This window comes from Ileibacterium valens (genome assembly GCF_001945525.1).
Classification (GTDB): Bacteria; Bacillota_I; Bacilli_A; order Erysipelotrichales; family Erysipelotrichaceae; genus Ileibacterium; species Ileibacterium valens.
In genome coordinates this window covers 1-23,321 of the sequence record NZ_MPJW01000260.1, presented here as the reverse complement: position 1 = coordinate 23,321, position 23,321 = coordinate 1, and the positions used below count along the sequence as shown (strand labels likewise).

Here is a 23,321-nt window from a genome sequence, read left to right as displayed (position 1 = left end):
CCTCCTATATTCCTTTATGGATTGACCTGAATATATTGTGGAACTCCACCTTCAGATACTTCAACAGAGGCAACAACCGTATAGGAATCTCCGTTAATCGAGTAGTTTCCATGAACAGCCTGGCCATCTCCGATATAAACCGCAATATGGTCAACTCCACGGCCGCCGTTATCGTAGTAAACCAGGTTTCCAGCCTGAGGAGTATCTGTGTAATAGCCATAAGCTCCGGCAAATTCATCCGGCCACAGACTGATTGCATCAACACCAGACTGCTGCAGGGCTAATGCAGCGACTTCTGTACACTGCATACCGTCCGTTGTTCCAACCAGACCCAAAGCGGCCTGGCGGATGGATTCATTTAAAGCTGCGTTTGGATCAACGACTTCTTCAACGATCGGAGTTTCTTCAACTACAGGCACTTCCTCGATCACTGGTGTTTCTTCAACCACAGGAACTTCTTCAATCACCGGTGTTTCTTCAACTACAGGCACTTCTTCAATCACCGGTGCTTCTTCAACTACAGGCACTTCTTCAATCACCGGTGCTTCTTCAACTACAGGCACTTCTTCAATCACCGGTACTTCTTCAACTACAGGCACTTCTTCAATCACCGGTGCTTCTTCAACTACAGGCACTTCTTCAATCACCGGTGCTTCTTCAACTACAGGCACTTCTTCAACGACTGGAGCAACTGTTTCTGTATAAACAGGTGCTTCGACTACAGGTGCTTCTTCATAAACCACTGTATTTTCTACAGGAGCCTGTTCATAAACGGGTTCCTGCCGGAGTGTTTCTTCGACAACATTCTGGTCAGCAGCAATCTGCTCTTCAACAGGTGCATTGTAATCGATCGTTTCTGCTGCAGGCAGTTCCGGGATTATTTCTTCTGCAGGTACTTCATATACAGGTTCTTCAGGCACGGATTCTACTTCAGCCGTTGCGATCACGGTTTCCGTTTCCTCAGGAATCTGTACAGTTTCGATTGGTACTGGCGTTTCTTCAATTTCAGTGATTGCGGCTGCGGCAGTATTTTGAAGTTCAGACTTCATGGAATACTGAGCGGCTGGAACAGCGGCTGCAGGTGCAGCTTCTTCTACTGGAGCAGCAGGTACTTCTTCACTGATGTAATAATCATCTGTAACAGCTGGCGTTCTGTCATCAGATTTCTCGCTTTGCGGGATAGCAGCGCTTAAAATCGGGCCTTCAAGTACCGGATTTTCTTCAGCAGCCAAAACTGTAAAAGCTACTGGAGCAAATGAAGCGGCGCATAATGCAAAAGCTATAGACTTTCCATGTTTTTCGATTGAGTTCATGGCATTTCCCCCCTGTCATTCAACCTTAAAAATGTTTGTTTACCTGAATAAAGTTCTACAAATAAGAATATCATCCCGCCTCGGATTCCTCTATACCGCGAGGCTAAATTGATCCACCAGAATGTGTTTGGCTGCCAACTTCTCAGGATTGTACCAGCTCGAAGTGACAGAGTTTCGATGTTGGACTTCAACCGATTTTCGGGCAGATTAATCTCTGTTGTCCATCAGCTTTAGTAAAGCTTCGCCAACCGATTGAGCTTCAAAATCGGCAATCTCTTTTAGCTTTTGATCAGCATCAGGAAAAGTAAATCCAGTTTTCGCATGTTCGATCATGGAGAAATCATTAAATGAATCTCCCATCGCAGCGCTGTTTTCAGACAATACATGTTCCAGTGTACAAATAAAATCCAATCCTGTCGCTTTAGAAACATCATCTCTTACAAAATCCGCGACCACTGCATTTTCATAACAGGCAGCTCCTGGAACCAGCTTCAGGGCTTTGATAGCCTGTCTGGCCAGGGGATCATTCTTTGGAAAAGAGATCTCATAAACCTCATCTTCAAGAAGAAGATCAGGATCTTTCATGTTCACACCCTGATCAGCATCAAGAGAGTCCATATTCGCTGAATATAAAATCCTGCCTTTTTGATGAGCCTTAAAAGGAACATGCCCTGTAAGTTCTGCCGCTTTTCTTACAAAAGTTTCCGGAAGAGCTCGGCTTAAGATCACTTGCTGGTTTTGATCAAGAATCATGGATCCACATGAATAAATCTCATAGTCAAATCGGATCCGGTCTTTGATTAAGTCCTGAATATCATCCCTTAAAATAGCTGGACGACCGGTACACAGGACGAAGATATTTCCAGCTTTCTGAAATTTTTCGATCGCCTCAACGTCTGATTCTAAAAGGCCTCTTTTATCGTGGTGATATAGGGTATCATCAAAATCTGAAGCAAAGACGATCTTGCGGCAATCGATTTTCTTTGAATTCGTAGCGTACTCTGATTCATGCACTGTCTGGTCCATCATCTGGTTCCTCTCAAAATTTATTTCTGAATCTGGCACGTTCCCATTGAAACATGCAAAAAATAAAGATTCAATTTGTAAGATTTGCACCAATTTTATCATTATCCATGTCTCTTATATGATGCTTCCGAGCTTCATTTTCTAGTTTGACCAGAAATCCCTTTCACCAATCGATAATAATGCAACAGAAATTCAATCACCGGTAAGGATTAATGAAATTATTGCAATCATGCACATCAGGGATTTGAATTCAATCTACATTTTGAACTAAATAGGTTGGCTGCTATTTATTTATTCACATCAAATATAAGATTTAATTAGAATGTGTAAATTGAAAAAGTTTTCTTTTCTCTCATTTATAAATCAGCAAAAATAATGACAATTTAATTTAAATTCACTCCAACTGAAGCAAAAATTAAATTTATTTAACATGTATATTGCTTGATTAATAAAATTTTCCCGAATTTTTTCCATATTCGCTGTAATATTTAATTTGTACTGACAATTATAACGGCTAATTTTTCCTGGGGTTTTCAAACATTTCCCTATTTGGAAATATGGCAATTTTCCTACATTTTTTCATGGATTATCCGGGCAGATGATTCGACTTTTTCGGATTGATATCTCATCGTCTGTCCAAAAAAAGTCAAAACGGAGCATCATCTGATGCTCCATTTTGACTTTGATATTCAGTTCTTTTCCAATTCTTCCAGGATCTCAATCGCCTTGGCAACACTATCCACTGTATAATCAGCAGCTGCTTTTAACTGCTCTGGAGCATTTTCCATCGCAAAGGAAATTCCGGCGGCCTTTATGGCAGACAGATCATTCAGGCCATCTCCAATAGCTGCTACATCCTTCAGCTCCACTTTGTAATGGTCTGCAATCCTTGCGAGTGCAGTTCCTTTTGAGCAGCCTTCTGGAGAAATATCCACAGATGTCCAATTCTGCTGAACGGTAAGTGGAAGTCCAGCTTCACTAATTCGCTGACTGATCATTGCAGCAATCTTCAAATCATCTGGTTCAAGACACATACTGCGAATATGCAAATCATTCAAATCCGATTCAGAATCAAGAATTCTGCAAGGGAGCTGCGGCACCGTATTTTTAAACGATACATATCCATCTTCTGTCGAAAAAAATACATTATCAATATTTCCAATGTTCATGGCTTTCCTTGCAGCTTTTGAATCAATCCAATCTTCAAAAATAGGGGTTTTATTCTGATCCGCTACAAGTGCGCCAGAATCCACCACGAAAAAGTCAAATGGAATTACTCCATCTGTCTTTGGATGAACGTTATCCAAAGTAAGCAGCGAACGCCCTGTATTCAATCCAAACTTATTTCCTTTTTTCTGAAATTCAGAGATCGCTTTAATGTCTTCATCTCTGTAGCAATGTTCATCATTGACTCGAAAGCAGATGGTTCCATCAAAATCACTTGCTAAAATTTTCATTTTCTCTTACCAGCCTCTTCCTTTTTCCAGGTTAATTCATTTCTGTATCCATTTCTAACCTATTCTTAATAGAACGTCAATTCTCAATTGGGTTTTGCGTACGAGGACCTCACAGACCACGATCAAATCCACAGCCATTACTTTTCCAAAGCGTTTTCAACACAAACCAGACAAAGATTCAACCGCAAAAAAACCCGGAAGAAGAATCAACCGGGTTTTGTCGAATCAGTTTATTTTACAGAGTAATTATCCATTGAAATTACTTATTTTGTTTTTTCAATGATTTCCAGGAAAGAATCTGGTTTAAGGGATGCTCCACCAATTAAAGCACCATCGATATCTGGCTGAGCCATGTATTCAACGATGTTTCCAGGTTTAACAGAACCGCCGTACTGAATTCTTACTTTTTCAGCGGCTTCGTCACCAGCCATTTCTCTGACTACATCACGAACCAGTTTGCAGCAGTCTTCTGCGATTTCAACAGAAGCAGATTTGCCTGTTCCAATCGCCCAGATTGGTTCATAAGCAAGAACGATGTTGCCGAATTCTTCAGCAGGAATATCCTTTAAGGAACCATTCAGCTGAGCTGTAACAACATCTTTTGTTTTACCAGCATCGTATTCAGCTTCAGTTTCACCAATGCAAAGAATTGGAGTGATTCCAGCTTCAAGAAGGCGTTTAGCTTTCTTATTCACTGTTTCATCGGTATCCCCAAACATGGAGCGTCTTTCGGAGTGACCGATAATGCAGTATTTTACGCCCAGTTCTTCAAGCATAGGTACAGAAACTTCACCAGTAAATGCACCAGAATCTTCAAAATGAACGTTTTCAGCGGCAACGATCAGGTTTTCCGCATTATCAAGAGCTGTTCTCAGGTCAGTGAAAGGTACGCCAACACCATACAGTCCTTTGCTTGTTTTAGCAGCTGGATCAACTTCTTCGAAGAATGCTTTTGTTTCAGCATTGTTCTTATTCATTTTCCAGTTGCCGACAATAATAATATCTCTCATCAGTTAGGGTCCTCTTCTCTTATTTTTCAGAAATTACAGCAATACCTGGGAGTGTCTTGCCTTCCATGTATTCAAGGCTGGCACCGCCGCCAGTAGAAATGTGGCTGAATTTGTCTTCAAATCCAAGCTGAATAGCCGCTGCAGCAGAATCACCACCGCCAATTACAGTAGTTGCACCTGGCAGTTCGGAAATTGCTTCACATACAGCAAGAGTTCCTTTGGCAAAGTTAGGCATTTCAAATACACCCATTGGTCCATTCCATACTACAGTCTTGGCACCCTGCAGGGTATCCTTGAACAGTTCGATGGATTTTGGTCCAATATCGAGACCCATCCAGCCATCTGGAATGTTTTCTTCAACGATCATTGTGTTGGCGTCATTGGCGAATTTGTCTGCAGCAACAGTATCCACCGGTAAAACGAGTTTATCCTTTCCTTTTTCAAGGATGGATTTAGCCAGTTCGATCTTGTCTTCTTCAAGCAGAGAGTTACCTACTTCGTGACCGAGCGCTTTTTCGAATGTGTAAGCCATTCCACCGCCAACGATAACTTTGTCAGCTTTGTCGAGCATGTTTTCGATAACGGCAATCTTATCAGAAACTTTTGCACCGCCAAGAATAGCAACGAATGGACGTACTGGATCATCAACTGCTTTGCCAAGCATGTCAACTTCTTTTTCTACCAGGAATCCAAGTCCGTTTTCAGCAATGTTTTCAGGGATGCCTACAGTAGAAGCATGGGCGCGGTGTACAGAACCGAAAGCGTCTTCTACAAATACATCACCTAAAGAAGCCAAGTATTTTCCAAGTTCTGGATCATTCTTGCTTTCGCCTTTTTCATAACGGGTGTTCTGAACAAGAAGGATGTTTCCTGGTTCAAGAGCTTCAACCATGTCTTCGAGTTCTTTTCCACGGGTTACAGGGCAGAATTCAACCTTAACTTCCGGCATGAGTTCCTGAAGGCGTGGAGCTACGATACCTAAATCATTTTTTGCTTTATCTTCTTCAGTCTTCACTTTGCCAAGATGAGACATCAGGATAACTTTTGCACCATTGTCAGTCAGATATTTCAGCGTAGGAACGGCTGCCTTAACCCGATTGTCGTTGGTAATTTCGCTGCCTTTATGAGGAACATTCAGGTCAGCACGGACGATGACTTTTTTGCCTTTAACGTCCAGATCTTTGACAGTTTTCTTTGCCATAGAGCGTAATTTTCCTCCTATAATTGAAATGCTTTCAAAGCATTTGTCCTCCTCATTATAACACCCTCATTAAACCCATTCTATGGATTCTTTTCACTGTTTCCGTCAGGTTTTCAGAACAGCTTTCACAAATTTTTCAATTTTCCTGTCCATTCTTCCATTGCTTGTTTTGCTTTGACAAGTTACTCTATTTCTTATTGTCTTTTTTACTCAAAGCGTCTTTTGAATCATTTGTAAAAATCTCTTCAGAGGCTTTAAAAAGACAGAAAAATGGAAAGGAATCGTTTATGGAACGAGAAAAACTCGGCTCGCGCCTGGGGTTCATCCTGCTTTCTGCCGGATGTGCGATCGGAATTGGAAACGTATGGAAATTTCCATACGTCGCTGGACAGAACGGCGGAGCCATCTTCATACTTTTTTATCTCTTTTTTCTGGTGATCCTTGGATTGCCGGTGATGTGTATGGAATTTGCGATTGGCCGCAGTGCCAAACGCTCCATCGTCAGGATTTATGAAACCCTGACACCAAAAAAGAGGTTCTGGCCTCTTCACGGAAAGATCGCTTTTGCCGGAAACTATATCCTGATGATGTTTTATACCACAGTAGCCGGATGGATGCTTCGCTACTTTGTGGAAATGGCCTCTGGAACATTCAATGGGATGGATGCTTCGGCAGTCAGCGCTCACTTTGATCAGATGATTCAGGATCCATATTCACTGGTGTTGTATATGGGAATCAGCGTAGTCGCCGGTTTTAGTATCTGTGCCATCGGTCTGCAGAATGGGCTTGAACGAATTACCAAATGGATGATGCTTGCCCTTCTTGGAATCATGGTCCTGTTAGCCATCAACTCAGTGCTTGCGCCGGGGGCTTCAGAAGGACTGCGGTTTTATCTGATGCCTGATCTGCAAAGGGTACACGAAATCGGCTGGGCAACCGTGATTGTTAATGCAATGAATCAGGCTTTCTTCTCTTTATCTTTAGGAATGGGAAGTATGGCTATCTTTGGCAGTTACATTCAAAAGGATCATTCATTACTATCAGAATCAGTGAATGTAAGCCTGCTGGATACTTTTGTAGCCATTACTGCAGGTCTGATCATTATTCCAAGCTGCTTTGCCTACAACGTCGAAGTAACAGCCGGACCTTCACTGATCTTTATTACCTTACCGAATATCTTTAACGCCATGCCGATGGGACAGTTATGGGGAGCCTTATTCTTTGTATTCATGAGTTTTGCCGCTCTTTCAACCGTATTGGCGGTATTCGAGAATATCATTTCGGGAACAATGGATCTGACTGGCTGGAGCCGTTCAAAAGCCTGTCTGATCAATACATTTATCGTTTTCTTCCTGTCCCTGCCATGTGCTTTGGGATTTAATGTTCTTTCCTGGATTGAACCATTAAAGGCAGGAAATACAATTCTGGATTTTGAAGACTTTTTAGTATCCAATATCCTTCTGCCAATCGGATCATTGATCTTTGTGATCTACTGCACCTCGAAACTTGGCTGGGGATGGAACGCATTTACTGATGAGGTAAACGAAGGAAAAGGTCTGCGGTTTCCTCAATGGCTTAAAGGCTATTGTTCTTATGGCCTGCCAGTGATTATTTTGATTCTCTTTATTATCGGTCTGGTCAGCTACTTTGGCTGATGGCCTCAGGAATTCATTCAAAATGAAATCATAATGACAATCTGTCCCTGCTTTCATACATATCACTAAATATTCAAACTCCTGATAGTAAAAATCCTCCGAACGACCGATTCGGAGGATTTTATATTCATTTTTTAATTTTCAGAGCAAGTTGAATCTGCCTTACTGAATCAGTGGATTCATTCTCACTTTGATGGTCTGAGAACTGATTCGTGGACGATATCACTTACAGGATTGGATTTCCCTGAACATAAATCATATATCCATTAAATGCGATATTTGAATAATCTGTCTGATCATCTGTAAAGGACGACAGATAGATATCACCTGTCAGAGACAGCGTACTGCTTGCATCGATATGAAGATTGACTTCAGCACCCGTATTTTCAGTATTGATAATTCCAGTATAGGATGAAGAATTCAGCAGCTGTAAGTTCAACGAAGCTGCTCCATCCACTACGTAGGAGCCATATGCACTCTGCATATCCAGATTCATCTCCGTCTTCCCACCTTCAACATAACCAAATAAGCCGGAAGGAATTCTTAAGGAAGAGTTCGAAAGATTGATCTGAGTCTGTCCGCCCACCGTATGAAACATCGGGATTGGAATATCTCCATTACCGCTCTGAGTTAATGAAAGAGAATTAGAATTCAGATTTACCATCATCTTCTTCTCTCTTCCATTTTCATCGAATCCATTAATATAAATTCCACCTTCGAGACCATCGGAGTAAAGACCCGAAGCACTCATAGTACATCCGTTTAAGGAAACTTCAGCCCCATTCTGCAAAAACATCAGCGATCCGCCTGAAGACTGACCATAGACCGAATTCAGCTCAAACTTTCCATCTCCGTATATCAGAGTAGATTGAGGTCCATAGGCATATAATCCGCCGCCGCTGGCATTAATTGATCCATTGGCTCTTGCAACCAGCACCGGTGATTGTGCTTCTGAAGTACTGATCTGATCATTTCCACAGGTGACACTTCCCTGAAACAAAGACATCACTGCAGGAGAAAAGGCCCCAGAAGTTGAAATATTTGAATCCGATATGGAAAGAACCGCGCCAGAACCATTGGCTGCTGCTCCTGGCGATCCATTTGCAGCCGTACTCAGCAAACTGCCCATAATATTGGCTGCTGCGCCCTCACGAACAAATAGTCCTGCATTGAGTCCATAGGCCATTGCATTCTCCGGCGAAGAGGCATCTCCGCTTTTGACAATAGAAGAACCCACCAGCGACAACTGAGCACCAGGAGCTGCAAGAATGGCAGAAATATCGCTCTGGTCGCTGATTGCCTGCTCCGAAAGATCCTGTGCATCAGAGATGACTAAGACTCCATTCGCCTGTGATGCCAGATTTTCCACTGGCATTAAAGGCGGAAGCTCAGGAACAGGGAAAACATAGGTCTGTTCTTCTTCACCTTCCGGCTCACCTTGCGCCACTTTTTCTTCTGGCAGGTTTAAATGCGGCATCTCAAGCGCAGGCATGGCGCCAATCAGCCCAACAGAAAGCATGATCCCGGCACTTCCTCCGCCAAGAGCACTTAGTCCTCCGATGACACGAACGGGAACAGATTCCATGGTCTGTTTGAATGTTTTTCGGTTCCCCTTCGATGCGATCAGATAAAAGGCATCCACAAAAATAATCAGACCCTGCGCTGCGGTCAGAAGATACCATCCCGTAGGCAGACTGACATCTTCCGTTCGTTCGATCCGAATCAGACGTGTTCTGGTTTCTTCCGCACGCAGATAAGTCATCGACATGAAATAGACAGTCGAAATCAGAAGCAGAACACATAAATAATTTTTTACATTACGTCGCATATCATTGATCTTTTCTATCCCGGAAGATCGCCTCACCATTCAAAGGCAATCGGTGATTTCCATCTAAATCTTTAAAACTAAATCTACAAAACATTCCAAAAATTCATCAGGTCATTCTGCCCGGCAAAACCGGTCACTCTATACTATCTTAACGATGTTATGACTATTTATGGTAAGTCCGATGATTTTCAATCATAAACGATCGATAAATCTGTTCAAGAACAATCAGCCGGCACATGAGATGAGTCAGGGTCAGATCCGAAATCTTCCATCTGTAATTGGCTCTTTTTACCAGATCTTCACTGGGTCCAAGGCTTCCGGCAATCACAAATACAAGATCACCTGGTCGACTTGACCAGTCTTCGCGAAGTCTGGCAAATTCTTCTGAAGAGACCATCTTTCCATGCAGATCGAGCAATACAACAAAGTCCTGCGGCTTAATTTTTGAAAGAACCCTGGTTCCTTCCGCTTCCTTAATCCGTCTGGCTTCCCCTTCTCTTTCAGAATGAACATCCGGTTCATCCCTGAACTCTTCTTCGGTAATCTTCATAAATGGCGTAATCCGTTTGAGATATTCATTGCATAACGCCTGAAGATGTTTATCCTTATTTTTTCCGATGGCAAAAAGTTTAATCAAGAACTGCCTCAGTTGGGAACTGACGTGTCAGCGCTACGACTTCTTCCTTTACTCGAAAAGCCGTCTCTTCATCACCGGCTTTTAATACTTCAACGATCCAGTTGGCAACTTTTCTGAATTCATCTTCCTTGAATCCCCGCGAAGTCATGGCTGCTGAACCTAAGCGAATTCCACTGGTAATGAATGGTTTTTGCTGATCAAACGGGATGGTGTTCTTATTGACAGTAATACCGGCCTCATCGAGAAGTTTTTCCGCATCCTTACCTGTCATATTCACCGAAGCGATTGTATCAATTAAAAGCAGGTGATTGTCGCTTCCTCCTGAAACCAGGCGGAAACCATTTTCATTAAAGACGTCTGCCATCACCTGAACGTTTTTAATGATCTGCTTAGCGTATTCTTTGAATTCCGGCTGACTGGCTTCATACAATGCGATTCCTTTTGCCGCGATAACATGTTCAAGCGGTCCGCCCTGAATGCCTGGGAATGTTCTTGAATCAAGTTTTTTTGCAAATTCTTCCTTGCAGAAAACCATACCGCCGCGAGGACCGCGTAAAGTTTTATGGGTTGTTGTAGTGACAAAGTCAGCATATGGGATTGGAGAAGGGTGAACTCCGGCAGCAACCAGTCCGGCAATATGAGCCATGTCAACCATCAGGTAAGCGCCTGATTTCCTGGCAATATCACCAAGACGTTCAAAGTCAATCGTGCGCGGATAAGCAGAAGCTCCGGCAACGATCAGTTTTGGATGGTGTTCAAGAGCGAGTTCTTCAAGTGTATCGTAGTCGATCCGTTCAGTTTCTGGATCCACATTGTAAGGAACAAAATTATAGGTGCGTCCTGAAAAGTTCAGCGGATGGCCATGAGTCAGATGTCCTCCACTGGTCAGGTCCATACCAAGCACGGTATCGCCTGGTTCAAGAATGGTCTGATAAACAGACATATTGGCCTGTGATCCGGAATGAGCCTGCACATTGACATGCTCTGCGCCAAAGAGTTCAAGTGCCCTTTTTCTGGCGAGATCTTCTGCCTGATCGACATATACACAGCCGCCATAGTAGCGTTTGCCTGGGTAGCCTTCAGCATATTTATTGGTCAGGACGGAGCCCTGAGCTTCCCTCACCTCGGATGATACAAAATTCTCAGATGCAATCAGTTCAACATTGTCTTTCTGTCGATTTTCTTCGCGTTCGATAATTTCGAACATTTCGCAATCTCTCATACAAAGATTCCTTTCTTTCCTTTTCTGAATAACCATCTTGCATGGTCTGTGGACGGCTAAAGCCGGTCTTTGTCCATTGTAAAGAAATTCAGATAAAAAATCTGTAATTTCATAGCTTTTACAAAACCTGTCAGGAAAATTAATTGCCCTTTTTACCACATTCACACCCATCTAGGACTCTGTTTATGGTTTTTTCTGTGTTTTTCTCGTTTTTTATTCCAAAAAGTGAATGAACCCAATTGAAAAAAGGCAAAACCCATGATCGGATCTTGCCTGAATTGAAAGCTGAAAAACGTTGACTGGTCTTTTTGGCTTTAGAACCAGAAATGACGTTCTTCTTTTTTCTCTTCTTTTTTGTGGAACAGACGGACAATCAGGGCGATTAATGCACATACAGCCGCGGCGGCAGCTGCGATAGCGCAGGCCTTTTTGAGTTTTTCTTCTTTTTCATCCACCGGATAATCCGCTTCAGTCACTTCAAAAGGAAGCCCTTCTTCATTTACCATTTTTCTGGCGAAAATCTGGAAAGCATCATCCATGCTCATACCAAGATCTTCACAGATTTCTTCCATCTGATTTTTTAGTTTGTCATTCATTTCAAAGCTGACATTTGTTACTGCCATATGGATACCTCACTTATGGATAAAATTATAACACGGACCATTCAGGCATGATGAAGAGCTTTCCGTCTGTTTAACTGACGGATTATCTTTCTGTCAGTTCAAAAAAAGTTCCAAATCAGTAACTGCGAGTTAAAACAAAGGTCAAAAGTATGCATCTAGAATAATGTCAGCTGATTTTCGTCATCAAGACCTTCAAGAGCTCCCATGAAGTCGAGCTTTTCAAGCAGCGTTCTGGATAACTGGGTGCGGTTGAGGACATCTTCCTTGCTTAAAAAAGGCTTTTGCTCTCTGGCTGCCACAATGGATTTTGCAACGTTTTCCCCAAGAGAATCCACCGCACAAAACGGAGGAATGATGGCTTTATCATCATCTGGATCCACTCTGAATTCAGTAGCAGCAGACCTGGAAATGGAAAGATTGGAAAAACGATAACCACGCATGACCATCTCATAGGCCAAAACGAGAGTATCATAAATTTCATTTTCCTTATCGGATACTTTAGTCGTTTTATCCTGGCGAGCCTGTTCAATCGCAAACATTCTCTTTTCAATGGCGTCTCTTCCCTGAACCATGGTTGGGATGTCATAGGCGTTGCATCGAATTGAGAAAAACTGGCAATAGTAAATCAAAGGTTTATGCACCTTAAACCAGGCAATGCGTACCGCCATGATGACATAAGCAACAGCATGCGCTTTTGGGAACATGTATTTGATCTTTTTGCAGGAATCGATATACCAGTCCGGCACCTGATTCTCTTTCATCAGCTTTTCCCAGTCATCATTGAGTCCTTTGCCTTTTCGGACACTTTCCATGATCGTGAAGCTGGCTTTGGAAGGAAGGCCATAACGGATCAGGTCAACCATGATGTCATCTCGACATCCAATGACCTGACGAAGGGTACAGATTCCCGCATCAATCAGATCCTTGGCATTGGTCAGCCAGACGTTGGTTCCATGAGACAGACCGGAAATCGAAACCAGCTCGGCAAAGGTAGTCGGCCTGGTCAGTTCGAGAATCCCGCGGACAAAAGGCGTACCAAATTCAGGAATTCCGGCAGCTCCAGTTGACTCCCGATACTGGGTGGAATCCACTTTCAGGGCATCTGTACTCGAGAAGATCGAAATGGTTTCCGGATCATTCATCGGAATGGTTGTCACATCAATTCCACTCATGCGTTCAAGCATCTTCATCGCGGTGGGATCAACGTGGCCTAAAATATCGAACTTCAAAATATTGTCGTGAATCTGATGGAAGTCAAAATGGGTTGTCTTCCATTCGGCATAAGGGTTATTGGCAGGAAACTGAACCGGCGTAAAGTCATGAACATCCATATCGAGCGGAACGACAACGATTCCTCCTGGATGCTGACCGGTTGTTCGCTTTACTCCTTCACAGGCTTTTGCCAGATCATTTCGCTTCGCCTCTGAAAAAGGATTCAATTCAAGTTCTTCTTCATAACCCAAAACGAAACCATAGGCCGTTTTATCCTGAACCGTGCCGACGGTTCCAGCACGAAAGACATGATCATCTCCAAAGATCGTCTTGGTAAAGGCATGAGCATTGGGCTGATATTCACCTGAAAAGTTCAAATCGATATCAGGGACCTTATCTCCTTCAAACCCCAGGAAAGTTTCAAATGGAATATCCTGACCATCTCCACGCATGATTTCACCGCAATCCGGGCAGACCTTATCTGGAAGGTCAAAACCTGAATGAATGTTTTCATCATCAATCCATTCCAGGTGATGGCATTTTTCGCAGATGTAATGCGGCTTGAGGGGGTTAACTTCAGTGATTCCGGACATGGTCGCAACAAATGAAGATCCAACCGATCCCCGCGAGCCAACCAGGTATCCATCCTCATTGCTCTTTTTTACAAGAAGATGAGAAATGTAGTAAACCACATAATAACCCGCTCCAATAATGGCATCGAGCTCACGATCCAGACGCTCCTTGACCGGAGCAGGCAGCGGCTCGCCATACTTATTTCGTGCCGTCTCATAACAGATATCGCGAAGTTTCTGATCACTGCCTTCAATATCCGGTGGATACAGCCGATCCTTTACCGGATAGAGCACATCCATGGCTGCCGCCATTTTCTTTGGGTTATCAATCACAATTTCATAAATCAGTTTATCATCTGCAAGCCAGTCAAAAGCTTTCAGCATTTCATCCGTTGTCAGAAAATGCTGATCGGGGTTTGACATGGACTGCCTGTCAGCCAATGAGAATTTATAGAGCGGATGACGTGAGTTGCCGCCCGCCTTGGCGTTGATATATACATCGCGGGCTCTTTTTTCATGCGGATGAACGTAATGGGCATCGCTCGAGGCAATCACAGGGATATTCAGATCTTTGGCGGCATCGATAATAAAGCGAAGAATTTTCTGCAGATCCGATTTGGAAGCAACCGCATGACGGTCAAGCAGATTCTTATAGCAGGCCAACGGCTGAACTTCGATCATGTCATAAAACTGCATGGCTTTTTTGAGATCCTTTTCACTGCGCGTATGCGCCAGTTCAAAGATTTCTCCATTCTGACACGCTGAAGAAAAAAGCAGATTCCCTCTGTCGTGCGCTTTTTGAAGCTCTTCTTTGGGTATTCGGGGGACACCGGTAACGTTGCTTCCTCCATTTGGGTTATAGGCCAGACATTTGGTATGAGACAAAGTGACCAGTTCAAATAGTTCCTTTAACCCTTCCTTGTTTTTGGCGTAGACATTTATATGATGCGCTCTGTTCTTTCTGAGGGCATCGCGCAGATCCTTGGCCTTGCCTAGTTTAAGAATATCGGCCAGCTGAAGTTCAGGCCCCAAATCATTGAGCATATGAGTAAAGGCCGCGCATAAAACCTCAGCATCATAATCAGCCCTATGAGCTCCTTCGCCATCATAGGCAACCCCATAATGGCGGCACAGATTTCCTAAACGATATCCTTTCAGATTGAGCATCGAATAGGCCATATGCAATGTATCAATCACTGGATTATCAAATTCTGGCTGTCCGAGCTTCCTTGCCGCCGCATTGAGCATGCCAAAGTCAAAGGAAGCATTATGGGCGACTAAGATCGCATCCTTGCAGAATGCACGAATATCTTCAAAGGCTTCTTCAAGCGGTTTCGCATTTTCCACATCCGATTGATGAATGTGAGTTAAGGCAGAAATATGAGCAGGGATTGGTCTTTTTGGATTGATAAAGAACTGTTTACGCTCAAGCACTTCCTTGTTTTTCATTCGAACCGCACCAAATTCAATGATGTCATCGAGCCGGTTGGACAGTCCGGTAGTTTCAAGGTCAAATACAACAAATTCAGTATCTTCGATCGGCAATTCTGCCGGATTATAGACTGGATTATAGTCCATATTGACCATACTCATCTCGCAGCCATAGAGCACTTTAAAAGGCCGATCCGGATTTTTCTTCTTCAGAGCCTCTACTTTATGCTGAGCAAGAGGGAAAGCCTGAACGACATTGTGATCAGTAACCGCGATGGCTTCCATTCCCCAGTCATAAGCCTGTTGAATGTATTCTTCAACCGAACAGACTCCATCCATTTCAGAAAAAGTCGTATGTACATGCCATTCAATCCGCTTTTCCGGATTTTCATCTTTGCGCACAGGTGCAGGAATCTGTTCGATCGAACTGATCATTAATACGTTATCCCTGGCATAGTTGTCATAAACCATGTTTCCTGTGACCCGGACAAACATACCCGTCTTGATGGATTCAAGATCCTCTTTGGAGCAGAATCGATTTTCAAACCGCTTGCAGGCCACCGCATTTTCGTAATCCGACAAATAAATCGTCTGCAGAGATTTACCGGTTCTGAAAGTTCGCATTTCCTGATCAAAAATATGACCCGTTAGCGCAACATTCTCCATTCCGACCTGAAGTTCTCCAATGGAAGCCTGTATGGCTTCTTTTTTGTTATTGCGGTAGCGGGGCCGGTTATCATTTACGGAAGGATTACCCGTTTTTTCTGCCGCTTTTGGCAATGTGATCGAAGCCGTTCCTGCATCCGGCGTTTCTTCAGTCAGTTCCACCAGAATTTCAACATGAATCCCTGCTTTGTCCAGTTCTTCTTTGAGTTCTGGAGCCGCATGCTTGAGTTTTGCAATCCGATCTTCCGAAGTCGATGAAAACTTCAGATCGAGCTCATGGGAAAAGGATGGATGCAGTCCCTGAAAGCAGGCTACTGATTTACGTTTACTAGTGATCCAGGAAATATAACGATCAATTTCATTAATATCATCCATCTTTTCGTTTGCCTGAATACTCAGATCAATGGCTGCATGTAAAGCAATTCTCAAGTCATGAAGGAGCTTTTGATAAATCGGAAATGGCAGTGGATGATCGAAAACAGTCTTCAGATTCAGTGTTTTGCTTTTTGAATGGTAAACCGGCTTTTCTAAAAGAATCGCCTGGTCCGTATGAACTATGATTTCATCACTTAAAAAATCTCTTAAGAGATCATTAAATCCCATGCCCATATCTCCCCTCCTCCTTTCATCGTTTTTGTTTTTGTTTTTTCTTCACTATTGTTTCTTATTCATTTTATGAAATTATTTTTTCATGATTCACAAACCTCTATGTCTGATCCTTTCCAGCAAAAACATTCAAAGCTTTACCAGAATACAGATAAAACTCATGCTTAATTGATGTGAAAATTCAGTTCTTCATAGAGGGTCATGAAAATTTTCGTTCTGAAACAGAATTATATCAATTCGACTTAAATTCACAAAAACCAAAAAACAGCCGGATATGTGCGGCTGTTTTTTTTTGAAGTCAGAATTACGTCTTCCTTCACTATTCAGATAAATTGCTATTTTAATCAAAGGTTATTTAGCCAGTTTGGCAAAGGCTTCTTTGGCAGCTTTCTGTTCTGCTCTTTTCTTGGTCGAGCTGCTGCCAACACCCATGCAGATTTCGTCCAGGAAAACACCCATCTTGAATGTTGGAGCATTCGATGGGCCAGTCTCCGAGAGCAGGCGGTATTGGATGGTCTTGCGGTTATCCGTCTGAACAAATTCCTGAAGCTGAGTTTTATAATCGGTGACGTCTTCCGGTTTGTGTGTGGCGCTGATCAGCGGTTTCATATATTCATTCAGGATTTTTTCGACCGCTTCATAGCCCAAGTCCAGATAAACCGCTCCAATACAGGCTTCAAACTGGTCAGCCAGAATGGAAGTACGATGCCTTCCGCCTGATTTTTCTTCTCCAACTCCTAACCGTAAAAATTCATACCAGCCCAGCTGATCATTCAGTCTTGCCAGCGTGCTTTCGCATACTGTCTGCGCACGGATTGTTGTCATCTTTCCTTCCGGAAGTTTTGGATGAATGTTATACAGGGCCTCAGCCGACCAGATCTGCAGGACGGCATCCCCCATGAATTCAAGACGTTCGTTATCCGGAATCGAATGGTGATGTTCATTGGCATACGATGAGTGGGTACAGGCTTCGTAATACAGTTTGACATCTTTAGGCTCCAGACCATAACCGCGAAGCCAGTCAGTAAAAGTTCTCATAAGCTTATCTCTCCATGATAGAAATCTGGCTGAAGATCCTTTAGGACACAATCAGGAACCAGACCTTCGATACTCACATGATATCGGAGCATTTCCCGGACATTGGAACTTGAAATGTGTTCCATTCCGGCTGAAGCAAACAGACAAAGGGTCTCAATTGAAGGATCAATCTGTGAATTCACATAGGCCATATTTGCTTCATATGCACTGTCTTCCGGACGAATTCCACGCAGCAGAACTCTCGCACCAGCCTGTTTGCAGGCATCGACTGAAAGTCCATTTTGAATTTCAACACGAACATTGTTCAGGCCGCAGACGGCTTCTTCTATCCATCTTTTTCTGGTTGCCGCTGACCAGGCTTCACTTTTTGAAGAATTGACCGATACAAAAACGATCACTTCTTCAAAAAGAGGAGCCGCTCGCTTGATCAGGTCAATATGCCCGACGGTTACCGGATCAAATGATCCGCAAAAAGCTGCTCTCGTCATTAATTCTCCTTTTAATCATGATGATCTATATTCTTTATCTTATCAGGTAAAAACACCGGAAGATCATTCATTGAATTCAATGAACAATCTTCCGGCGCAAATAGCCTATTTTCCGTAATCTGCCGGTTCTATATTTCTCCGTTTTGCTTTCGAATATCCGCAATCCGGCTTTGTGCAGCACCAATAGCTAAGCTTGCAGCGACGATACTAGTTCCTCCTGCTGAAATAAATAATAAAGGAACTCCCGTCATTGGAATCAGGGCTCCCACTCCACCGACATTGATAATAAAGTGAATTCCCAGATAGGCTGCTGTTCCAACCAGCAGAACCTTATCGTAAGAATCCTTAGCCATCAGGGCATACCAGAACATGCGGCCAATCAGGATCAGATATAAGACAAAGATGAGCCCAAGACCAAGAATTCCTGTCTCTTCGATGGTTACCGCAAGAATATAATCGGAATCCGCCTGGGTAAGATACCCATATTTTCTGGCCGAGTTTCCAATTCCCTTACCAAATAAACCGGCATCTCCAATGGAATACAGCGAGTTGGCTGGCTGATAGCCTTCATTATAGACATCCGCATATGGATCTTTCATATTTCGAATACGGGTCGAAACATGATAGAGGGGTGTAATTTGGCTCGTGACATTTTCCGCTATGTCAGTGACAAAGACGAATACGGTCGCACAGATGACTGCAACAGCACCTATGCCCTTGATCCATTTCTGAACCTTTCTTGTCTTTTCGAACCGGGGGCCTTTTTCAGCTGGAACCAGAGTACAGACCACATAGATCAAAAAGATAATCGTTAATGTTCCTAAATCATGCTGAAGCAGGACAAAAAGTGCACAGCCAATAAAAAACATATTCGGATCATGAAACATAACCCAGAAGCTTTCACTTCGTCTTGGATAATAACAGGTCATGTATACAGCCAGAGCGCTCATCCAGATGATCAGCGGTTTAGCAAATTCAGATGGTTGAATGGAAATAATTCCGGCAATGGTCAGCCAGGCCTTTGATCCATAAACAGTGGTTCCAAAAATAAGAACGCAAATCATCAATCCAAAAAAGACGATGATAAGAAACTTCTGAAAAACTTTAAACAATGAATAATCGAATAATTTGGAAACAGCTACCATACTTAAATAGCCAGCACCCATATAGAGCAGCTGTTTGCCAATACTGATCAGGATCTGACGGGGCTCACCGATGTGAAGACCCAGATCTGTAGATATGACCATAATCGTTCCAAAGATCATCAGTAAAAAAACACTTGCATTGATCCAGGGATCACTTCCGGATTTCATCATCAGTTTTGATAACATCCGTTCCATGAATGGCTTTTTTTCTTTTCTTCTTTTATTTTTCGAAAACAGAGAGCGGCGCTTCTTTTTCCTGGTTTTATGGGCATTTGGCATTGGACCAGGACTTGAATACTCCTGCACAGGCATCTTTCCTTTCCGGATTCTTTCATTATTTCGTTTCGGTCATTGGATCGCTTAAACAAAACTGCAAATCTGCCAACAGAAACTGTCAATAGAAACAGAATACTAAGCAGAAAAGTAAAATAATACAAAAACTGATTCTATTCTATTTCTTAAAAGATTTCCATGCACGAATACTAACATAAGCGGTATAAGCTTCTTTGAGGAAGAGATTTCTGAGAATCTGCAAACTCTCTGAACGCTTTGAAAAGTGATTGGGACAAGATAGAATGATGAATATTGGAGGCTTATACTATGGAAATTAACATGGAAACTGTGATTCATGACGATGATCCCAGAATTCGCCAGCATTCCGCTGATGTGAATATCCCATTAAGTAAGGAAGATGCCGAATTGCTCTTTAAAATGCATCAGTATGTTGCTGAAAGTCAGGACGAACAAATCGCTGAAGTAAAGAATCTTCAGCCTGCCGTGGGTATTGCGGCAATTCAGCTCGGTATTCCCAAAAAGATGATCGCCGTTGTGGTTCCAATCGATGAAGATCATATTTTTGAATTTGCTTTAGCGAATCCGAAAATTATTTCGAGAAGCCGCGAACTGGCCGCTTTACAGACAGGTGAAGGCTGTCTTTCGGTTCCTGAAACCAAGGAAGGCTATGTATTCCGTTCAAACCGCATCAAGGTTCGCGGATATGACCTGTTAACGGACCAGGAAGTGACAATTAAGGCTGAGGGCTATCCAGCGATTGTTCTTCAGCATGAAATCGATCATTTGAGTGGAAAACTTTACTACGATCATATTAATCAGAAGAATCCTTATCAGATTCCGGACAATGCAGTGGTGCTTGAATAGTTCCACTGTTTTTTTCTTCCACGAATTAGGCCTCATTGTCATTGTGTTACAATACTCATGACTTTTAATTGCTTTTCTTTCACTTATAATCTGACTGATCTTACCAATCTTATTTGCAAAAAAGAAAAGCTCCCAAAGCTGACATTGATCTTCTTTGGATCCCTTTGCCGTAAACGAATGAAAACCTGCAGGCCGCCTGATCTCTGAAGATCAACTATCGATTCAAAAGAGATTAGTTTGGCAGGCATACGACAGAACTCATTTTGATCATCCAATGGATCAGCACCTGGAATCTTTGGCTTTACTCCCCCAGTTTGCTGGTAAAAGAATTCAATAATCATTTGCGCTGCTGAATCATTTTGGATTCAGAAATCCGGCTATCTGTTTTCATCGATTTATTACTTCTCATAATCAGAATGCATCTATCCCTTTTGCTTACGGCTGTTACAGAAAGGAAGAACCGATACGGTTCAGGATTTTATTAATGCCTAATCAACAGAATACAAATCCGGCTTCTTCTTTACGAGGACGCCATAATGACAAAGACAAAGATAAAGATAAAGATATCCGCAAAAAATCGGATGCCTTGCAAAGCAATTCCAATAACGATATTCATAAAGTTCAGAAAAACGACACTCTGATTTATGCCCTTGGCGGTCTGGGTGAAGTTGGAAAAAACATGTACTGCTTCGAACATGGCAACGAAATTGTCATCGTTGACTGCGGAGTTCTTTTCCCTGGTGATGATCTGCTCGGGGTCGATTACGTCATCCCGGATTACCATCATCTGATTCGAAATAACAAAAAACACAAAAAACTTGTGATCACTCATGGCCATGAAGATCATATTGGCGGTATCCCATTTCTGATCAAGCAGGTTGGAATTGAAGAGATTTATGCACCAAGATTTGCAAAGGCTCTGATCGAAAAGAAACTCAGTGAACACAAGGATGCGCCCAAAGTTCCAATTATAGAAATCAATGAAGACTCTTCTGTCAAAATGAAAAATTTCACGATTGGCTTCTTCAATACCATTCACTCCATCCCAGATTCACTTGGAGTGTTTATTACAACTCCAAATGGAACCGCTGTTCACACCGGAGATTTCAAATTTGACCTGACGCCAGTGGGACAGAATGCCGATTATCAGAAAATGGCTTTTATCGGAACGATGAAGCCAGATCTATTGATGTCGGATTCCACAAATTCGGGAGTGGATGGTTTCTCCATTTCAGAAATGGATGTAGCCAGGGAAATTCTGAAGATCATGAAGAGCACAAAAAACCGAATTATCGTTGCGACCTTTGCTTCCAATGTGTATCGAGTGGCTCAGATTATTGATGCCGCCCGCAAAACAGGCCGCAAAGTAGCCGTTTTTGGACGCTCAATGGAAAACGTTGTTGAAATTGCCCGAAACATGGGCGTTATTCACATTTCCAATGATGAACTGCTGTCTCCTGATCAGTTAAAATACACTCCAGATGATAAAGTCTGCATCCTCTGTACAGGATCTCAGGGAGAACCCTTAGCCGCGTTAAGCCGCATCGTCAATGGAACCCATCGCTATATTCATCTGAAGCCAACAGACACTGTTGTTTTCTCGAGCAATCCAATCCCGGGAAATGATGTTTCCGTTAACCGAATCGTCGACAAGCTGTTTCGTTCAGGAGCTACCGTTCTGAACAAGTCTGTTTTAAATAACCTGCATACAACCGGCCATGCTTCAAAGTCTGAACAGAAACTGATGATTCAGCTTCTGAAACCAAAATTCATGATGCCAATTCATGGTGAACATAAAATGCTGATGCAGCATCGCCAGACAGCAATCGAAACTGGAATTCCTGAAGAAAACATCTTTATCTGTTCGAATGGCGACATTCTTTTGATGAGAGATCATCAGATTATTCCATCTGACTGGCGCTTTCAGGGTGATGACATTTATGTCGATGGAAACGATATTTCCGGACTTTCAACCGCAGTCCTTAAAGACCGCCGCATCCTTGCAGACAATGGTTTAGTGGCCGTAGTCATTGCGATTGATTCCAAGGAAAATAAGATCCTCTGCCGTCCGGTCATTGTCTCACGAGGTTTTGTCTTCCTGAAAGATTCTCAGCCGCTCATTCGTGAGGCTGAATATGTGGTTGGCAATGCGCTGGCAGAAAAAATGAAAGAAAAGACGACTTTTGCCGAAATCAAAAACTGCATTCGCTCTTCACTTGAACCTTTCCTGTATAAGAAGACGCATAGAAACCCCATCGTTATTCCAGTGATTCTGAATTCGAAAGCCGCAATGGAAGAGATGATGAATAAACGCCGTGCAGCAACAGTCAAAAACCCTCGTTCCACTCATCATTCCTTAAAAAATTCAGGGAAACCAGCTTCAAATAACCATACAAATCATAAAAGGGGCTGTTAAATTTCTGACAGTCCAAAAATAAAAAGAGGCACCTGATCCGTAATGGATGAGGTGCCTTTTTTGGTAAAATATGTTCATGCTCAATAAACAAAATTACCAAACACACTATAACTGTTATGAAATGACCTTTGTCAAGAGTGAATAAGAAGACATATTGCCCCCTTACCCCCATTGATAGTCTTCATTTTGGTTCGATGGTAGACAGCACTTCACAGAAGCTGCACGGCAATTGGCCCCGGCTTTTGGCCACTCTGTTATACGTGGATTGGTTACCAACAGGTCAATGGTTCGCCAGGAGTGGAGCTGTCTCAATGCGTGGATCACTGCTGTTACACAGGCCAACAGAGTTATAACGCCCATCACTCAGACCTTGCACAGGCAGCTTCTCTGAACTGCTGTCAAACACCTGAACTAAAATGGTAGATTGCAGGTTAAAACTCGTTGATTCTAAAACAGATTGTTTCTTATTAAACTCAGTTTCTGGCAATGCAAATGTTATCCGTCATAAGTCCCCAGACAAAGCAGGAAAGATCTCTCGCAATCGCAGTAACGGCTATATTGTGCTTTTTTCCTTTGCGTATTAGTCTGTAATACTTTCGCCGCATATATTCATTGGC

The 23,321-nt window shown here is 42.7% G+C and carries 16 protein-coding genes; 3 read left to right on the top strand and 13 right to left on the bottom strand.

Annotated elements, in window-relative coordinates; all coding sequences use genetic code 11:
• Nucleotides 1-14: 14 nt before the first annotated feature.
• The 5 genes from BO222_RS14010 to BO222_RS11855 form a co-directional block, all read right to left on the bottom strand.
• Nucleotides 15-1,313 carry a CHAP domain-containing protein gene (locus BO222_RS14010; protein WP_075820958.1) on the bottom strand — a complete coding sequence of 433 codons (1,299 nt, stop codon included), beginning with the start codon at nucleotides 1,311-1,313 and terminating at the stop codon, nucleotides 15-17.
• A gap of 207 nt (nucleotides 1,314-1,520) precedes the next feature.
• A complete protein-coding gene (locus tag BO222_RS11870; RefSeq protein ID WP_158024613.1) occupies nucleotides 1,521-2,342 on the bottom strand; it encodes an HAD-IIB family hydrolase in 822 nt (273 codons plus the stop codon).
• 686 nt (nucleotides 2,343-3,028) lie between these two features.
• On the bottom strand, nucleotides 3,029-3,796 hold the full coding sequence (locus BO222_RS11865) for an HAD hydrolase family protein (protein ID WP_075820956.1): 768 nt from the start codon (nucleotides 3,794-3,796) through the stop codon (nucleotides 3,029-3,031).
• 263 nt (nucleotides 3,797-4,059) lie between these two features.
• Nucleotides 4,060-4,806 carry a triose-phosphate isomerase gene (tpiA, locus tag BO222_RS11860; RefSeq protein ID WP_075820955.1) on the bottom strand — a complete coding sequence of 249 codons (747 nt, stop codon included), beginning with the start codon at nucleotides 4,804-4,806 and terminating at the stop codon, nucleotides 4,060-4,062.
• Between the two features lie 19 nt (nucleotides 4,807-4,825).
• Nucleotides 4,826-6,007 carry a phosphoglycerate kinase gene (locus BO222_RS11855; protein ID WP_075820954.1) on the bottom strand — a complete coding sequence of 394 codons (1,182 nt, stop codon included), beginning with the start codon at nucleotides 6,005-6,007 and terminating at the stop codon, nucleotides 4,826-4,828.
• A gap of 287 nt (nucleotides 6,008-6,294) precedes the next feature.
• Here BO222_RS11855 and BO222_RS11850 point away from each other — a divergent pair, with 287 nt between their 5' ends.
• Complete coding sequence (locus BO222_RS11850; protein ID WP_075820953.1) at nucleotides 6,295-7,662, top strand: sodium-dependent transporter; 1,368 nt, start codon at nucleotides 6,295-6,297, stop codon at nucleotides 7,660-7,662.
• A 226-nt stretch (nucleotides 7,663-7,888) separates the two neighbouring features.
• Here the strand turns inward: BO222_RS11850 and BO222_RS11845 are convergent, their stop codons facing one another.
• The 8 genes from BO222_RS11845 to BO222_RS11810 all read right to left on the bottom strand — a co-directional run bounded on the left by BO222_RS11845 (nucleotide 7,889) and on the right by BO222_RS11810 (nucleotide 19,442).
• On the bottom strand, nucleotides 7,889-9,490 hold the full coding sequence (locus tag BO222_RS11845) for a hypothetical protein (RefSeq protein ID WP_075820952.1): 1,602 nt from the start codon (nucleotides 9,488-9,490) through the stop codon (nucleotides 7,889-7,891).
• Nucleotides 9,491-9,653: 163 nt separating this feature from the next.
• Nucleotides 9,654-10,127, bottom strand: a complete 474-nt coding sequence (locus tag BO222_RS11840) for a 23S rRNA (pseudouridine(1915)-N(3))-methyltransferase RlmH (RefSeq protein WP_075820951.1) — start codon at nucleotides 10,125-10,127, stop codon at nucleotides 9,654-9,656.
• Nucleotides 10,120-11,349: a serine hydroxymethyltransferase gene (gene glyA, locus BO222_RS11835; RefSeq protein WP_075820950.1), complete on the bottom strand. Its 1,230-nt coding sequence runs from the start codon at nucleotides 11,347-11,349 to the stop codon at nucleotides 10,120-10,122. Before glyA ends, BO222_RS11840 begins: the two co-directional genes overlap by 8 nt.
• 314 nt (nucleotides 11,350-11,663) lie before the next feature.
• A complete protein-coding gene (locus tag BO222_RS11830) occupies nucleotides 11,664-11,972 on the bottom strand; it encodes a type II toxin-antitoxin system RelB/DinJ family antitoxin (RefSeq protein WP_075820949.1) in 309 nt (102 codons plus the stop codon).
• A gap of 155 nt (nucleotides 11,973-12,127) precedes the next feature.
• Entirely contained in the window at nucleotides 12,128-16,456 is a 4,329-nt protein-coding gene (locus BO222_RS11825) for a PolC-type DNA polymerase III (RefSeq protein ID WP_143357039.1), read from the bottom strand.
• Nucleotides 16,457-16,810: 354 nt separating this feature from the next.
• On the bottom strand, nucleotides 16,811-17,497 hold the full coding sequence (gene rnc / locus BO222_RS11820) for a ribonuclease III (RefSeq protein ID WP_075820947.1): 687 nt from the start codon (nucleotides 17,495-17,497) through the stop codon (nucleotides 16,811-16,813).
• The gene (coaD, locus tag BO222_RS11815) at nucleotides 17,494-17,985 is read right to left on the bottom strand and encodes a pantetheine-phosphate adenylyltransferase (RefSeq protein ID WP_075820946.1); all 492 of its coding nucleotides are present in this window, start codon (nucleotides 17,983-17,985) and stop codon (nucleotides 17,494-17,496) included. The genes rnc and coaD overlap by 4 nt, the downstream gene beginning before the upstream one ends.
• A gap of 128 nt (nucleotides 17,986-18,113) precedes the next feature.
• The gene (locus BO222_RS11810) at nucleotides 18,114-19,442 is read right to left on the bottom strand and encodes an FtsW/RodA/SpoVE family cell cycle protein (RefSeq protein ID WP_083647806.1); all 1,329 of its coding nucleotides are present in this window, start codon (nucleotides 19,440-19,442) and stop codon (nucleotides 18,114-18,116) included.
• Between the two features lie 288 nt (nucleotides 19,443-19,730).
• Here BO222_RS11810 and def point away from each other — a divergent pair, with 288 nt between their 5' ends.
• The gene (gene def / locus BO222_RS11805) at nucleotides 19,731-20,288 is read left to right on the top strand and encodes a peptide deformylase (RefSeq protein WP_075820945.1); all 558 of its coding nucleotides are present in this window, start codon (nucleotides 19,731-19,733) and stop codon (nucleotides 20,286-20,288) included.
• Nucleotides 20,289-20,772: 484 nt separating this feature from the next.
• On the top strand, nucleotides 20,773-22,704 hold the full coding sequence (locus BO222_RS11795) for a ribonuclease J (protein WP_083647805.1): 1,932 nt from the start codon (nucleotides 20,773-20,775) through the stop codon (nucleotides 22,702-22,704).
• Nucleotides 22,705-23,321 lie beyond the last annotated feature (617 nt).